Genomic DNA, 13,788 nt, shown 5'->3' with positions numbered 1-13,788 from the left:
CCGCGTGACGCGCGCGGCCGGACGCCTTTCCGTTCCCCTTGGGCTTCGGGCACAGCGCTTGTGTCGCCGGACCTTGCGGGAACCCGGATCCGCCATCCCGCCGGGTGCCTCCGGCAATCCTCACCGAGCCTGGAAACGTCGCCGTCTTCCGGTTGGAGTCCGCAATGTCATCGCCTTCCGCATCGCGCGGCCGGCCCACCAACTACATCCGTTTCGACGGATGGCTCAGTGGGTTGGAAAATGCGTTCAATATGATCGCCGCCGCCAGCATTCTCGTTCTGATGCTTCTTGCCGTCGTCCAGATCGTCGGCCGAAATCTCTTCAACTGGCCGGTTCCGGGCTTCATCGACATCACCGAGCAGGCGATGGCCGTCTTCGCCTTCATGGGCATCGCCTATTGCCAGCGTGTCGGCGGGCACATCCGCATGGAGTTGTTTCTCGGCAAGCTCTCCGGTCGGTCCATGTGGATCGCGGAGATGGTCGGTGTCTTCGCCATCTGGCTGGTCGTCGCCGCGCTCATCTACGGGTCCTGGTACCATTTTTACCGCTCCTGGGAACTCGGCGACAGCTCGATCGACATCGCACTGCCGACCTGGCCCTCGAAGCTTGTCATTCCCGTCGCGCTGTCGCTCCTGCTGCTGCGCCTGACGCTGCAGCTTTGGGGCTACTGGCGGCTGGTGCGCGATCCCTCCGCCGTGCCGATCGCGGTTCCCGTGATCGCCGACGTCGAGACCGCAGCAAAGCATGAGATCGAGGAAGCCTTCGGCGACGAGGCGGATGATGCCGCCACGCCGGAAAAGGCCGAAGGAGACCGTCGATGACCCCGTTTGAAATCGGCCTGATCATGACGGGCCTGCTGCTTGTGCTTGTCGTGCTCGGCATGCGCGTTGCCTTTGCCGCCGCCTTTGTCGGCACCGTTGGCCTGATCGCCATCTTCTCCATGCGTATGGGCTTCGAGCGCGGCGTCGTCACCGCCCTCAAGATGGCCGGCACCATTCCGCACTCGAAATCCGTGACCTATTCGCTGTCGGTGCTGCCGACCTTCATCCTGATCGGCTTTCTCGCCTTCTATGCCGGCTTCACCCGCCAACTGTTCGAGGCGGCCAAGCGCTGGCTCGGATGGCTGCCTGGCGGCATGGCCGTCGGCACCGTGTTCGCCACCGCCGGCTTTGCCGCGGTTTCGGGAGCCTCGGTCGCCACCGCCGCCGTCTTCGCCCGCGTCGCGATCCCGGAAATGCTTGCGGTCGGCTACTCCAAGCGGCTGGCCTCGGCGGTCGTCGCAGCCGGCGGAACGCTGGCCTCGCTGATCCCGCCCTCGGCGATCCTGGTGATCTACGCCATCCTGGTCGAACAGTCGGTGGCCAAGCTGCTGCTGGCCGGCTTCCTGCCGGGCGTCTTTTCCGCGCTGGTCTACATCGGCATCATCATCACGCTTGCCATGTGGCGTGGCGATGCGCCGGCGGTGCGTGGTTTCAGCTGGGGTGACCGGATCAAGTCACTGCCTGGAACCCTGCCGATCATCGCCGTCGTCTTGATCATCTTCTGCTCGCTCTACTTCGGCTTTGCCACACCGACGGAAGCCGGTGCGCTCGGCGCCTTTGTCGTGCTCATCTCTGCGTTCTTCAACGGCATGCGAACAAGGCAGCTCTGGCAGGCGCTGCACGAGACGGCCAAGCTCACGGTGATGATCTTCACCCTCATCTGGGGCGTGTTGGTCTATGTGCGGTTCCTGGGCTTTGCCGGCCTGCCCGAAGCCTTCGAGGAGTTCGTTGTCTCCCTGCATGTCTCGCCCTGGCTGACACTGGTTCTGATCCTGTGCGCCTACGCGGTGCTCGGCATGTTCATGGACGCCATCGGCATGCTGATCCTGACCCTGCCGGTGGTCTACCCGGCCGTCATGGCGCTCAACGGCGGCGAGATGGTCTCGGCCGCGGACTCCACCTTCGGCCTCTCCGGCGAGATGTGTGCCATCTGGTTCGGCATCCTGGTGGTGAAGATGGCGGAACTCTGCCTGATCACGCCGCCCATCGGGCTGAACTGCTTCGTTGTCGCGGGCGTGCGCGATGACATTCCGGTGCAGGAAGTCTTCCGCGGCTGCGTGCCCTTCTTCGTCGCCGACATCCTGACCATCGCCGGCCTCGTCGCCTTCCCGGCGATCGTGACCTTCCTGCCCTCGATCATGTGACGAGGGAAGCCCGGGAAAACAGCAGCGGGGCGCCTTGGCGCCCCGTTCGCGTTTCAGCCAGCGGCTGCAACGGCCCAAGCCTTTTCCGATCACAAGCCTGTTCGGATCAGAAGAGCGAGCCCTGTTCGGATGCTCCGGGTTTTCTGGAGGTTTTCGCAGGCTCCCTGCGCGACGCCGCTGCCTTCGGACGCCTGGCGCCGGCAGCCGGCGGCAGCCCGTCCTCGCCAAGTGCCGCGACGCTGCGGCGCGTCTCGTCACCGAACTCGATGGACAGCACCGCACCGTCGGCGATGCCGGAGGCCGAGCGCAGCGGTTGCCCGTTGGCGTCGCGCACCAGCGCGTAGCCGCGCGACAGCACGTTGCGGTAGGAGAGGCTTTCCAGCAGCTTGGCAGTGGATCCGAGCCGGGCACGCTCGACCGCCAGCCGCTGGGCATGGGCGCGCACGGCCCGTGCCGACAATCCGTCGAGCCGTTCGCGGGCAATCGCCACCGCCCGTTTCAGCGTATGCGGCGACAGGCGGGCGGCGGCGGCCTGCTGGCGCGAACGCCGGTCGCGCAGGGACGCGCGCAGCGCCGGAGAGAGCCGCTCGCCATAGGTGTCGAGCCGCTGACGGGGAAGTGCCAGCAGATCGCGCGGCGACGGCAGGGCGGCCGCCGCCGCCCGCAGTTCGGTACGCCGGCCGGAGATCAGCCTCAGCAGCCCGGCAATCTGGCGACGGGCGAGGTCGTCGACAGAGGCGATCAGCTCGCCGCGCACGGGAACCGCGATTTCCGCCGCGCCTGTCGGCGTCGGCGCGCGCAGGTCTGCCGCATGATCGATCAGCGTCCAGTCGGTTTCATGGCCGACCGCCGAGATCAGCGGGATCGCGGAGGCCGCCGCCGCGCGCACCACGATCTCGTCGTTGAACCCCCAAAGGTCCTCCAGCGAACCGCCGCCGCGCGCCACGATGATGAGGTCGGGGCGCGGGATCGTGCCGCCCGAGGCAAGCCGGTTGAACCCCTCGATGCCGTTCGCCACCTCGCGCGCGGAGGTCTCGCCCTGGACGCGCACCGGCCAGACGAGCACATGCAGCGGGAAACGGTCGGAAAGCCGATGCAGGATGTCGCGGATGACGGCGCCCGTCGGCGAGGTGACGACGCCGATCACCCGCGGCAGATAAGGCAGGCGGCGCTTGCGGTCCTCGGAAAACAGCCCTTCGGCGGCGAGCTTCTTGCGCCGTTCCTCGAGCAGCGCCATCAGCGCGCCGACGCCGGCTGGCTCGATCGAGTCGATCACCATCTGGTATTTCGACTGCCCCGGGAAGGTTGTGATCTTGCCGGTGGCGATCACCTCCAGCCCCTGTTCGGGCTGGATCTTCAGCCGCGCCGCCTGACCGCGCCAGATGACGCCGGCCAGCACCGACTGGGCATCCTTCAGGTCTAGGTAGATATGTCCCGACGCGGGACGGGAGATGCGGCCAAGCTCGCCGCGCACGCGCACATAGCCGAACGTGTCCTCCATGGTGCGCTTGATCGCGCCGGAGATGTCCGAGACGGTATATTCGGCGACATTGTTGCTCTCGGCCAAGGCGAACTGCCTCTCCCTGCATGGTTCGAAACGGATGCCGAGGGGAGCCCAGCCGCCTCTTCCAGTCAAGGGGGCTGCCGGCCTTGTCGACAGGCGACGGCTTGCGGGGCAGGGCGCATGGCGCTAAGCCGCTTGGCAAGAGATGACTGTCCCAGTGAGGTATCATGCCGCGCTACGAGTTCCGCATGCAGCGCCTTTTCCTAGAGGCGGACCTGTGCGCCGAAACGCCGGTCGCCACCGACAGGGCGCAGGCCAACTATCTTCTCAACGTGCTTCGCCTGAAGGACGGGGAGCAGGTGCTGGTCTTCAACGGGCGTGACGGCGAATGGATCGCGCGGATCGCCGTTGCCGGGCGCAAGCAGGCGAGCCTTGTTCCGCTGGAACAGACACGCGCGCAGACACCGCCGCCCGATCTTCACTACCTCTTCGCGCCGCTCAAGCACGCCCGGCTTGACTATATGGTCCAGAAGGCGGTCGAGATGGGCGCGGGAACCCTCGTGCCGGTGCTCACGCAGCACACCCAGTCGACGCGGGTGAACCTGGAGCGCATGCGCGCCAATATCATCGAGGCTTGCGAGCAATGCGGGGTCATTTCCGTTCCCTCTATCCGTGAGCCCGTTGCGCTGACGAGGCTTCTCGCCGGCTGGAGCGCGGACGAGGAGAGCCGCCGGCTGCTGTTTTGCGACGAGGGCGAGGCGAGCCAGAACCCGCTTGCCGCGCTTGAGCGCCTGGAGCGCGGGCCGCTTGCCGTGCTGATCGGGCCGGAGGGCGGTTTTTCGGAAGCGGAGCGGACGGAACTGCGATCTTTCGATTTCGTCACGCCGGTGCCGCTGGGGCCGCGAGTGCTCAGGGCGGACACGGCCGCGGTGGCCGCGCTCGCGGTGGTCCAGGCGCGGCTCGGCGACTGGCGATGAGCTCGCCGCCGGCGTTGGGAACGTTCGCGCGCGATCACGGAAAATCTCATTTGTTTTGGCGGGGGGGGCTGAGTAAGGTGCCCGCCGACCACGCGAAGGAACCAATCTGAATGGCCCGCGACACCCTAGATTCGACCCCGATCACCGGGGTTGCCGAACTGGCCGCGACGCTCGAGGCCGGATGCAAGCCGGAAAGCGATTTCCGGATCGGCACCGAGCACGAGAAGTTCGGCTTCAACCTCTCCGACAATTCGCCGATTCCCTACGAGGGACCGCGCGGTATCGAGGCCGTGCTGACCGGCATGGAAAAGCTCCTCGGCTGGGAACGTATCGAGGATAACGGCCTCATCATCGGCCTTGCCGATCCAATTGGCGGCGGTGCGATCTCCATCGAGCCCGGCGGCCAGTTCGAGCTGTCGGGCGCGCCGCTCGACAATCTCCACCAGACCTGCCGCGAGACCAATTGCCATCTCGCCCAGGTGCGCGAGGTGGCCGAGCCGCTGGGTATCGGCTTCCTCGGGCTCGGCATGACGCCGACCTGGCGCCGGGAAGACGTGCCGGTAATGCCGAAGTCGCGCTACCAGATCATGGCGCGCTACATGCCCAAGGTCGGTTCGCTCGGCCTCGACATGATGTTCCGCACCTCGACCATCCAGGTGAACCTCGACTTCTCGTCGGAAGCGGACATGCGCCGGAAGATGCAGGTCGGCATCGCCCTGCAGCCGGTGGCGACCGCGATCTTCGCCAATTCGCCCTTCACCGACGGCAAGCCGAACGGCTTCCGCTCTTTCCGCGCCGAGGTGTGGAAGGACACGGACAACAACCGGTCCGGCAATCTGCCCATTGCCTTCGACCCGGCCTTCGGCTTCGAGAGCTATGTCGAGTGGGCGCTCGACGTGCCGATGTATTTCGTCAAGCGCGGCACGACCTACTACGATGTCACCGGCACCACCTTCCGCGCTTTCATGAACGGCGCGCTGAAGGACACCGTGCCCGATGGCCTGCCGAACATCGGCGACTGGAACAACCACCTTTCGACCCTTTTCCCGGATGTCCGGCTGAAGAAGTATCTCGAGATGCGTGGGGCGGATGGCGGCCCGTGGCGGCGCATCTGCGCGCTTCCCGCGCTGTGGGTCGGCCTTCTCTATGACGACGGCATTCTGGATCAGGCGGCCGATATGGTGGCCGACTGGACCCAGGAAGAGCGCGATGGGCTTCGCAACGACGTGCCGCGCGGCGGCCTGGAGACGCGCTTCCGCAACCGCACCGTGCTCGAGCTGGCGAAGGACATGGTGGCGTTGTCGCGCGAGGGACTGAAGCGGCGCGCCCGGATGAGCGACGGGGGACAGGACGAGCGCGTCCATCTCGCCGCCGTCGAGGAAACGCTGGCAAGCGGCATGACGCCGGCCGACGTCCTGCTGCAGCGCTACCAGGGCTCCTGGGACGGGGATCTTGCCCGTATCTACAAGGACTACGCCTACTAGACAGGGACCCGGCCGGATCAGGCAGGTGCATGGCGCGGGCGCGGAGGCAACTCCGCGCCCGTTTGCCTTTTGTCGACGGCGCGTCCGCAGAACGTCGTTTGACCGCGGCGGCGCAAAAGTCGATGATGCGATGTCCCGATCCGGAAAGTGCGCGCCATGTCAGACAGTTTCCCCAGTTTCGGAGCTTTCGATCCCGCCTCCGTCAACGAGGCGATGAAGAGCCGGTTCGGCTGGAGCGAGGCCGAGATCCGAAAGGCCGCGGAGGCGTTGATGCCGGCCGCGCTTGCCGGCATCCGCCATTTCGGCTCGACGCCGTCTGGCTTCGAGGCGCTGATGGCGCTGATGCCGGGACCGGGGCGCGTCTCGGCGCTGCCGCCCGGTGGCTTTGTCGGCGAGCCGCTCGCCTTCATCTTCGGCCCCGAGGACATGCGCCGGCGCGTCGCGGAATATGTCGCCGAGCAGACGGGGCTCGAGATACCCGGCATCGAGACGATGATGCCGGTCGCCGCGACACTGGCGCTCGGGCAGGTGGCCCGCCGCTTCACCGTCGGCCCGGCGCGCGACCTTCTGGATGCCTTTCTCTCCGGCTATGCGCGCGGCCGGCCTAAGCCCGTGCCCAATCCCATGCGGATGATCGCGCCCTATGCCGATGCGATGCGCTCCTTCTGGGACGGCTACATGGGCCTCTTCTCCGCACCGGACGGCGCCGGCGACGCCGCTGATGTGCGGCCGCAAGAGGACAATCCGGCCGAGGACGCGGGCACGCTTGGCACGGTGGCCGGCGGCAGCGAGACGCCGGTGGAAGGCGATGCCGGTTCAAGTCTGGTGGAGAGCTGGCTTGCACTTGGCCGCGACATTCAGGACCATCAGGTTCGCCAGTTCGAGGGCCTGTTCGACCGCGCCGACGGTCCCTCCGGCACGCGCTGACGCGAAGGCTCGTTCCCGACTTCCCCCCTCGCGCCTCCCTGCGCTTCGGCGCAGGTGCGACGATGCGGATCCCCACTCCGGCGCTAGAACGAAAAAAAAGCCCGCCTCCGGGGAGGCGGGCCAGGTGTGTCGGCGAGGGGCCGACAGGGCAACTGCGCGGGAGCCACGCCGTGGCGGACGTGGAGCTGCCTCCCGCGCGTATGCGGGGAAAATCAGGGGCGGCGAATGCGCCGGGCAGAGAGTGCGGATGCCTTGCGCTCGTTGCGCAGCAGGGCAAGTTGGATGCTGGGATCGCCCGCGTCGCTGGTCGCCAGGCTGGCTGCGACATCTCCACGCGTGATGCCGAGATCCGCGAGCATGTGATCCTCGAAGTGCATCAGCTCCGAGATCTGGATCCGGTTGCGCCGGCGCCGCCAGTAGGAGGAAAGCGCCTGGCCAAGCCCGGACAGGCCTCCCACGGCAAGTGCCGCGATGGAAAGACGGTTGGGGCGCGCGGATGATGAATGGATGAACGGGGCCATGACGGCACTCTCCTTTCCGGCCCTAGGGCCTCGATTTTCTGGCGGTCGGGCGGGATGCCGTTCCTTCGCCTTGCTTGAGTAAAACTAGCTGCCGGGCTTCCATTACACTAACGAATGTTTTTTATGGAAAATCATCGCGATTGGTGATGTATTGAAATTTACCCAGGGTTTGCAAGGCGGAGGCCGCTATGGCGCATGCGCTCGACATCGACCAGCTTCGGACATTTCTCGCAATCGCGGAGCTTGGCAGCTTTACCAAGGCGGCTGACGCGGTGAACAAGACCCAGTCGGCCGTCTCCATGCAGATGAAGCGTCTCGAGGACCGGCTTGATCGCCAGATCTTCGTCAAGGATGGTCGCCAGTCCCGCCTGTCGGAGGATGGACACCGCCTTCTCGAGTTCGCACGGCGCATGATCCGGCTGAACGACGAGACCGTCTCCGCCTTCGCCTGCGAGCAGAGCATCGGCAGCGTCCGCCTCGGACTTCCGGACGATTACGCCGAGCGCCTTCTGCCCCAGGTCCTGGCCGCCTTCGCCCGTCTCAACCCGGCAATCGAGATCATGGTCCAGTGTCAGGGCTCGATCATCACCGGGCAGATGATCGAGCGCGGCGAACTCGATATCGCCATCGTCACCTCCGGCGACTGCGTGCCGATGCAGGGCGAGGTGATCCGCCGTGAGCCGCTGCACTGGGTGGCTCCTGCCAACATGTGCATCCACTTCGAGGAGACGGTGCGTCTGGCGCTTGGCCCCACCACCTGCTCGTGGCGGCGACAGGCGATGGATCTTCTCGACCGCGTCAACCGCCCTTACACCGTGTCCTATTCCTCCTCCAGCGCCGCGGCCCTCATCGGTGCGGTGCAGGCCGGGCTTGCCGTAGCGGTTCTGCCGGAAAGCGCCGTGCGCTCCGGCATGCGCATTCTCGGCGAAAGCGATGGCTTTCCCTCGCTGCCCCCCTGCGACATCACGCTCCTGCGCGCCGCCGCCTCGACGGATCCGGTCCATGATGCGCTCTGCGCCCATATCCGCGCCGCCATCGGCAACGTGTCGCTGGAACTGATGGCCGCCGAATAGGTCTGTCTCAGACGGGAAGCCGCGTCCGCCCGCGCCGCAGCACGAGCAGATTGCCGGCCAGGACGAAACCGAGGCCGGCGAGTGCGTCCGGCCCCCAGGTGAACCCCTCCATTACCGTCGAGACGAGCAGCGCCGCGATCGGAAACATCACCGTGGCGTAGCCGGCGCGCGCCGATCCGATCCGCCCGAGCAGTGTGAGATAGCAGGCGAAGGCGATGACGGAGGCGATTATCGCGAGATAGACCAGCCCGCCGAGGTAGGAAGCCGTCAGAGGCACCGCGAAACTGTCGCCGCGCGCCAGCGAGACCATGCCCATGAGCGCCGCGCCGTAGACCATGCCCCAGGCGCTGGCCGAGACCACCGGAATGCCGGAACGCTGGTTGGACGCCGACACCATGTTGCCAAGGCAGAAGGAGAGCGTGCCGGCGATGCAGAAGCCGAGCCCGACCAGCGCGGAGGCGTCGAAGTCGCCGCCGCCCATGACCTGGGGGCGGAACAGCAGCGCCACGCCGACGAAGCCGAGCGCTGCGCCGACAAGCACCCGCCGGCTGATCGTCTGTCCGAAGATCAGGAAGCCGAGCACGATGTTGAAGATCGACGTCAGCGAGAAGATCACCGACAAAAGGCCCGAGGGCACGGTGCGCCCGCCATAGTAGAAAAGCATGAAGTTCGTCGAGAACAGGAGCGCGCCAAGCGCGGCGAAACGCAGGTGTGTTGTCACGGGAAACCGCAGCCGCGCCCCGCGCGCCAGCGCCCAGGCCATCGTCACGCCCGAGGCAAGGACGAATCTCCAGAACACGGAGACCTCCGGCGGCACCTCCCCGACCTGCAGCTTGATTGCGTACCAGGAGAACCCCCAGGCAAGCACGGTGAGCCCGTAGAGGCCAAGGTCGGCGGGTCCGAGCCCGGAGTCGTCGCGGGACGGAAGCGTGGCGGACAGCGATGTCATAGAAAGCCTTGCAAGGGGGAGATACTTGCATTCACGATACGATATCGGTTCGGGACAAACCAATCAGAATGTTTGACGTGTTTTTCGTTCGTCGCTGATGGTTCCAGCGCTTGCGTGCCAGGCGGGGCGATATCCCGCCGCAAGAACTGCAACGATTGCCGGTGGTGTCAGCACCTCGACTTCGCCGGTCGAAGCGGCGCCCGCCACGTCTCGGTAACCGGAGAAATCCCATTGCAGAAGGCGGTCCGCCCGCTTGACGAGGATGTTGCCGGCCTGGCGGAAGAAGGCACCTTCCGGGAGACGTTGGAGCGGCGCGGCGAAGGTCCGCTTCTCCCGTCCGTTGCGCCTTTCCGCATCAAGCCGGCGGTCCATGTCAGGTGCGCTCGGCGTCTCTTGCGAGAGGCCCGCCGCCACCCAGAAGGCCTGGAAGGCGTGGGCGTCCGCGCGCCGGCATTCGAAGCAGGGCCGGTGGCCGGCCGCCAGTGCGGTCGCCTCGTCGAGAAAGAAGAATTCCGTGTAGCTTCGGCCCATCACTTGCCGTTGCCGGTCTCGGAAGCTGAGCCGGCAGCAGATCCAGGCACGGGAGCGCCAGCGCGCGCCGCCGAGCTCGCGTGTGCGCGGATCGTGCAGCCGGCCGCCGCGATTGCCCATGAAGGTTCCGCGGGCCGAGGTTGCATGGATCGACCCGTCCGGCGCGATGCGGTTGCAAAGGGGCAAGCCGCTCAGCCAAGCCTCCAGGTGTCGCGGGTCTGGCCGCGGGCGCGCATCTCCTCCAGCCGGGCGTTTGAATAACGCTGGAAGCCCTCCTCCTTATAGCTGCCGGAGCGGACCCATTCGAAGAAATGATAGAAGTAGAAAGGCGGCAGGTAGCCCTGGATGCGGGCGATCTCCGCCTCGTGCCCTGTCTTGCCGGCCACGGCGGCTGGATCATTGGGGAAGAAGAGGATGGTGGGCGTGAAATTGACCAGCCATCGCCGGCCGAGAGCCCGTTCCTCCAGCGCCTCGCCGTCGAAGTCCGTCGCCTCGCGCGCGCCGAAGAGGTCCAGCTGCACGATGCTGAAATTCTCTTTCAGATAGGGCACATAGTCGTCGCGGGTCAGGTTGACCTCATGCGTCTGGCGGCAGAAGGGGCAGCCCGCCTGCTCGAACATGACGACGAAATGCTTGCCCATGGCATGGGCTTCGCTGAGGTCGTCGCCCATGTCGAGGAAGCTGTCGACGAACCAGTCCTGCTTGTAGAGACCGTCATCGCCAAGCGTTGCGGCCCGCGCCGGGCCGGCCAGGCCCGGAGCAAGGGCCGCAGCCGCGCCGAGTGCCATGGTTCCTTGCGTGAAACGTCTGCGGGTGATCATTCCGTCCTCCCAGGGCAGGGCCCTTAAACACATTCCCTAGCGCGAATGTATCATTCCCTTTCCGGGCGCGCACGTCTTGACTGCGCCTCGCGTGCGCGGGGCGGGCAAACGCAAAACGCGCGCCGGACGGATCGTCCGGCGCGCGTTTGCAAGGAAGCGGGGAAGTGCGGGATGCTGTTCAGGCGAACAGGGCGTCGATGTCGTCCTGGCTGGCGACACCCTCGTCGATGTCGAGCGCCGGGCCGTTGAGCAGCGCCGCGTCGCCCTCGCGCGAGGGACGGCTTTCCGGTTCGATCGACTGGAAGCTCTCGATGCCGCCCCAGATGTCCATCATCTTGATGATGCGCTCCTCGATGAAGCGCAGGGTGCCGACGACCTTGGTGATGCGCTGACCGGTGAGATCCTGGAAGTTGCAGGCCTCGAAGATCTGCACGACCTTTTCCTGGATGTCGTTGGCAAGCTCCGCGTCCTGACCCTTGAGCCGGGCGCTCAGCGTGTTCGCGGTCTCGTCAATGTACTCCGCCGAGGACAGGATCGTCTCCGTCGCGCCTTCTGTGCCCATGACCACCGCATCCAGCTCGTTGGTGACGCGGGTCATGTCGTGGCTTTCAGCACTGGTCGTGCTGTGCAGTGTCGCGATCTCGTGCTTCGTCTTGGCGATGGCCTCGTAGATCGAATCAAGCTCGCCCTTGAGCTTGGATGCCTCGCCAAGCTCCTTGCGGAAGTTGGAGAGCATCTGCTCGCTGATGTCCTCGACCGGGCGGATCAGGGATTTGATCGACGCGATCTCGGCCATCAATTCGTCATGCTGGGCTGACGACACGCTGGATTCGGTCGGAGCCGCGACCTGCGATTTTTGCAAGAGACTCTCGGCTCGAAAGGCCCGTCTTGTCGCCGTCATGTTCGTATTCGTCTCCGGGTCGATGGCCGTGCCGGTGCGTGTTGGTAATCCCTATATAGCTGGCGAGTTTTAAGGAATTCTTCCCCGACGGCGGGAAGATTTGCCGTATTGTCGATTTGGCTTCCCTCGGCAAGGCTCGGTTCTGTATGCTCGCCAGGCCGTAGTGCCCGCCGAGGCGAGCCCGGGGCGGCCGGGGAGACGGCGGCCGAAGACATCACGAGCGCCGGGACATCGAGCGAAGTGCGTCGAGCGAAATATCTCTTGTCCATGGCGGTCGTTGCCGCCCTTTTGGTGTCGGGTCCGCTTGCGTCGCGGGTGGGCGCGGAGCCCTATACCTTTTCCACCGAGGAATTGATCGACGGCTTCATGAAGACGGTGTTCGGCCTCGAGTACCGCTCGTGGAGCTGGCAACCCTATCTCGTGAAGAAGTACCCCGGTCCGGTGCGTTTCTACGTGCACAACCTCGCGCGCAAGAATCGCAAGCCGATGGTTTATCGGTTCATCGAGAACATGGGCAAAAGCATAAAGGGGCTGTCGGCGCAGGTCGTGCCGACGCCTGACGATGCCAACTTCCACGTCTATGTCGTCGACCGCGACCAATATGCCGGCGTCGTGCGCAAGACGATCTACAAGGATCCGCGCGCGAACGCGCCGGGGCGCTGTCTGGTTCGCGTCGTTTCCGACCGCAGCGGCATTTCGCAGTCGGCGGCGGTGATCGTTTCCGACGAGGGCGACTTCCTGTTTCGCCGATGTATGGTCGAGGAGCTTCTGCAGGGCCTGGGTCCGATGAACGACGACGCCTCATTGTCCCATTCGGTCTTCAACGACCGCTCCCGTCACAGCCGCTTCACGTCTTTCGACCGGCTGATCCTCAACATGCTCTATCATCCGCGCATCAAGCCCGGCATGCGGCCGGAAGAGGTCAAGCCGATGCTGCCGTCGATCGTGCGCGAGGTGCGTCCGCTGGTGAACTGAGCCGGCGGCGTTTACGGAACCTTCACCACGTCCCGCAACCGGCTGCTAACCAAGCGGACGGAAAGTCGCGCGCGTCGCGAAAGGGTTTACGGTTTGCAACCTTCGTCCGACCTAACGTCGGGGGTGCGGCCATCTTCCGTTCACCATGGGCGGAAAGGCGCGTTCCTGTTCGGCGAAAGGTTGCGAGTACGTCGATGCGAAAGACCCGATTGTTCATGATGGCGCTCACGCTTGGCCTGTTGCCGGCGCTGGGCCCTGCAGAGGCCGGCAGTCGCGGCGTTGGCGCCCCGCCGCTCCTGCTCTCCCCCGATCTCACCGAGCCCTGGGTGCTCCAGTTGCGCCCGCGCAATCAGGCGATGCGGCCGGCGGTCGCCGCAAGGCCGCTGCCCCAGCAGGCGCGCCCGCTGCCGGGGCGCGCGCGCACGGCGGTCTACGGATCGCCGCGCATTGCCCGTCCGGGCAAGCCGGCGCGCGCGGTGGCGCGTCAGGTCGATCCGCGATTCCTGCCCACCACCGTTGCCTATGATGGGCGCGAGAAGCCCGGCACGATCGTGATCGACACCGACAACCGTTACCTCTACCTGGTCGAGAAGGGTGGCTTCGCCCGCCGCTACGGCGTCGGCGTCGGGCGTCCCGGCTTCGAATGGGCCGGCACCCACAAGGTGACGCGCAAGGCCGAATGGCCGGACTGGCGTCCTCCGGTGGAGATGCGCAAGCGTCAGCCGGGCCTGCCTTCCCATATGCCCGGTGGGCCGAAGAACCCGCTTGGCGCGCGCGCCCTCTATCTCGGCTCGACCCTTTATCGCATCCACGGGTCGAACGAGCCCTGGACCATCGGACGGGCCGTATCCTCAGGCTGCATCCGCATGCGCAACGAGGATGTGATCGATCTCTACAGCCGCGTTCCGGTGGGGGCGACCGTCAGGGTCATCTGAGCCCG

General features: G+C 65.9%; 14 protein-coding genes. 8 read left to right on the top strand and 6 right to left on the bottom strand.

Annotated elements, in window-relative coordinates; genetic code table 11:
• Positions 1-164 precede the first annotated feature (164 nt).
• Together ACSLUQ_RS11915 and ACSLUQ_RS11910 are read left to right on the top strand one after the other, a co-directional pair.
• Positions 165-821, top strand: coding sequence for a TRAP transporter small permease subunit (locus tag ACSLUQ_RS11915; protein WP_461808656.1), 657 nt, complete (start codon positions 165-167; stop codon positions 819-821).
• The gene (locus tag ACSLUQ_RS11910) at positions 818-2,185 is read left to right on the top strand and encodes a TRAP transporter large permease (protein WP_417772317.1); all 1,368 of its coding nucleotides are present in this window, start codon (positions 818-820) and stop codon (positions 2,183-2,185) included. The genes ACSLUQ_RS11915 and ACSLUQ_RS11910 overlap by 4 nt, the downstream gene beginning before the upstream one ends.
• Before the next feature lie 106 nt (positions 2,186-2,291).
• Here ACSLUQ_RS11910 and xseA read toward each other — a convergent pair whose 3' ends face one another.
• Positions 2,292-3,752, bottom strand: a complete 1,461-nt coding sequence (xseA, locus tag ACSLUQ_RS11905) for an exodeoxyribonuclease VII large subunit (RefSeq protein WP_461808655.1) — start codon at positions 3,750-3,752, stop codon at positions 2,292-2,294.
• Positions 3,753-3,916: 164 nt separating this feature from the next.
• Between xseA and ACSLUQ_RS11900 the strand changes: the two genes are divergently transcribed.
• The 3 genes from ACSLUQ_RS11900 to ACSLUQ_RS11890 all read left to right on the top strand — a co-directional run bounded on the left by ACSLUQ_RS11900 (position 3,917) and on the right by ACSLUQ_RS11890 (position 7,077).
• Positions 3,917-4,666, top strand: coding sequence for a 16S rRNA (uracil(1498)-N(3))-methyltransferase (locus ACSLUQ_RS11900; protein ID WP_461808654.1), 750 nt, complete (start codon positions 3,917-3,919; stop codon positions 4,664-4,666).
• A 110-nt stretch (positions 4,667-4,776) separates the two neighbouring features.
• Positions 4,777-6,150 carry a glutamate--cysteine ligase gene (locus tag ACSLUQ_RS11895; protein WP_461808653.1) on the top strand — a complete coding sequence of 458 codons (1,374 nt, stop codon included), beginning with the start codon at positions 4,777-4,779 and terminating at the stop codon, positions 6,148-6,150.
• A gap of 156 nt (positions 6,151-6,306) precedes the next feature.
• Positions 6,307-7,077 (top strand): DUF937 domain-containing protein, encoded by a 771-nt coding sequence (locus ACSLUQ_RS11890; protein ID WP_461808652.1) that lies wholly within the window; start codon positions 6,307-6,309, stop codon positions 7,075-7,077.
• Between the two features lie 212 nt (positions 7,078-7,289).
• Here ACSLUQ_RS11890 and ACSLUQ_RS11885 read toward each other — a convergent pair whose 3' ends face one another.
• Positions 7,290-7,598 carry a DUF1127 domain-containing protein gene (locus ACSLUQ_RS11885; RefSeq protein WP_461808651.1) on the bottom strand — a complete coding sequence of 103 codons (309 nt, stop codon included), beginning with the start codon at positions 7,596-7,598 and terminating at the stop codon, positions 7,290-7,292.
• 188 nt (positions 7,599-7,786) lie between these two features.
• On the opposite strand from ACSLUQ_RS11885, the gene ACSLUQ_RS11880 reads away from it, so the two are divergent.
• Entirely contained in the window at positions 7,787-8,671 is an 885-nt protein-coding gene (locus ACSLUQ_RS11880; protein ID WP_461808650.1) for a LysR substrate-binding domain-containing protein, read from the top strand.
• Positions 8,672-8,678: 7 nt separating this feature from the next.
• Here ACSLUQ_RS11880 and ACSLUQ_RS11875 read toward each other — a convergent pair whose 3' ends face one another.
• The 4 genes from ACSLUQ_RS11875 to ACSLUQ_RS11860 form a co-directional block, all read right to left on the bottom strand.
• Entirely contained in the window at positions 8,679-9,620 is a 942-nt protein-coding gene (locus ACSLUQ_RS11875; protein WP_461808649.1) for a DMT family transporter, read from the bottom strand.
• A 63-nt stretch (positions 9,621-9,683) separates the two neighbouring features.
• Complete coding sequence (locus tag ACSLUQ_RS11870; RefSeq protein WP_461808648.1) at positions 9,684-10,271, bottom strand: hypothetical protein; 588 nt, start codon at positions 10,269-10,271, stop codon at positions 9,684-9,686.
• A 71-nt stretch (positions 10,272-10,342) separates the two neighbouring features.
• A complete protein-coding gene (locus ACSLUQ_RS11865) occupies positions 10,343-10,972 on the bottom strand; it encodes a thioredoxin family protein (protein ID WP_461808647.1) in 630 nt (209 codons plus the stop codon).
• Between the two features lie 178 nt (positions 10,973-11,150).
• Complete coding sequence (locus ACSLUQ_RS11860) at positions 11,151-11,873, bottom strand: protein phosphatase CheZ (RefSeq protein WP_417772327.1); 723 nt, start codon at positions 11,871-11,873, stop codon at positions 11,151-11,153.
• Between the two features lie 267 nt (positions 11,874-12,140).
• On the opposite strand from ACSLUQ_RS11860, the gene ACSLUQ_RS11855 reads away from it, so the two are divergent.
• Both ACSLUQ_RS11855 and ACSLUQ_RS11850 read left to right on the top strand, forming a co-directional pair.
• Positions 12,141-12,848 carry a DUF2927 domain-containing protein gene (locus ACSLUQ_RS11855; RefSeq protein ID WP_417772558.1) on the top strand — a complete coding sequence of 236 codons (708 nt, stop codon included), beginning with the start codon at positions 12,141-12,143 and terminating at the stop codon, positions 12,846-12,848.
• 194 nt (positions 12,849-13,042) lie between these two features.
• Positions 13,043-13,783, top strand: coding sequence for a L,D-transpeptidase (locus ACSLUQ_RS11850; protein ID WP_417772328.1), 741 nt, complete (start codon positions 13,043-13,045; stop codon positions 13,781-13,783).
• Positions 13,784-13,788 lie beyond the last annotated feature (5 nt).

The organism is Stappia sp. ICDLI1TA098, from assembly GCF_054880955.1.
This window is presented reverse-complemented; position numbering and strand designations above follow the sequence as displayed.

Excerpts from the sequence above, each read along its gene's own strand:
- ACSLUQ_RS11915 (WP_461808656.1), top strand. The coding sequence starts at position 165 with ATGTCATCGCCTTCCGCATCGCGCGGCCGGCCCACCAACTACATCCGT.
- ACSLUQ_RS11910 (WP_417772317.1), top strand. The coding sequence starts at position 818 with ATGACCCCGTTTGAAATCGGCCTGATCATGACGGGCCTGCTGCTTGTG.
- ACSLUQ_RS11900 (WP_461808654.1), top strand. The coding sequence starts at position 3,917 with ATGCCGCGCTACGAGTTCCGCATGCAGCGCCTTTTCCTAGAGGCGGAC.
- ACSLUQ_RS11895 (WP_461808653.1), top strand. The coding sequence starts at position 4,777 with ATGGCCCGCGACACCCTAGATTCGACCCCGATCACCGGGGTTGCCGAA.
- ACSLUQ_RS11890 (WP_461808652.1), top strand. The coding sequence starts at position 6,307 with ATGTCAGACAGTTTCCCCAGTTTCGGAGCTTTCGATCCCGCCTCCGTC.
- ACSLUQ_RS11885 (WP_461808651.1), bottom strand. The coding sequence starts at position 7,598 with ATGGCCCCGTTCATCCATTCATCATCCGCGCGCCCCAACCGTCTTTCC.
- ACSLUQ_RS11880 (WP_461808650.1), top strand. The coding sequence starts at position 7,787 with ATGGCGCATGCGCTCGACATCGACCAGCTTCGGACATTTCTCGCAATC.
- ACSLUQ_RS11875 (WP_461808649.1), bottom strand. The coding sequence starts at position 9,620 with ATGACATCGCTGTCCGCCACGCTTCCGTCCCGCGACGACTCCGGGCTC.
- ACSLUQ_RS11870 (WP_461808648.1), bottom strand. The coding sequence starts at position 10,271 with ATGGGCAATCGCGGCGGCCGGCTGCACGATCCGCGCACACGCGAGCTC.
- ACSLUQ_RS11865 (WP_461808647.1), bottom strand. The coding sequence starts at position 10,972 with ATGATCACCCGCAGACGTTTCACGCAAGGAACCATGGCACTCGGCGCG.
- ACSLUQ_RS11860 (WP_417772327.1), bottom strand. The coding sequence starts at position 11,873 with ATGACGGCGACAAGACGGGCCTTTCGAGCCGAGAGTCTCTTGCAAAAA.
- ACSLUQ_RS11855 (WP_417772558.1), top strand. The coding sequence starts at position 12,141 with ATGGCGGTCGTTGCCGCCCTTTTGGTGTCGGGTCCGCTTGCGTCGCGG.
- ACSLUQ_RS11850 (WP_417772328.1), top strand. The coding sequence starts at position 13,043 with ATGCGAAAGACCCGATTGTTCATGATGGCGCTCACGCTTGGCCTGTTG.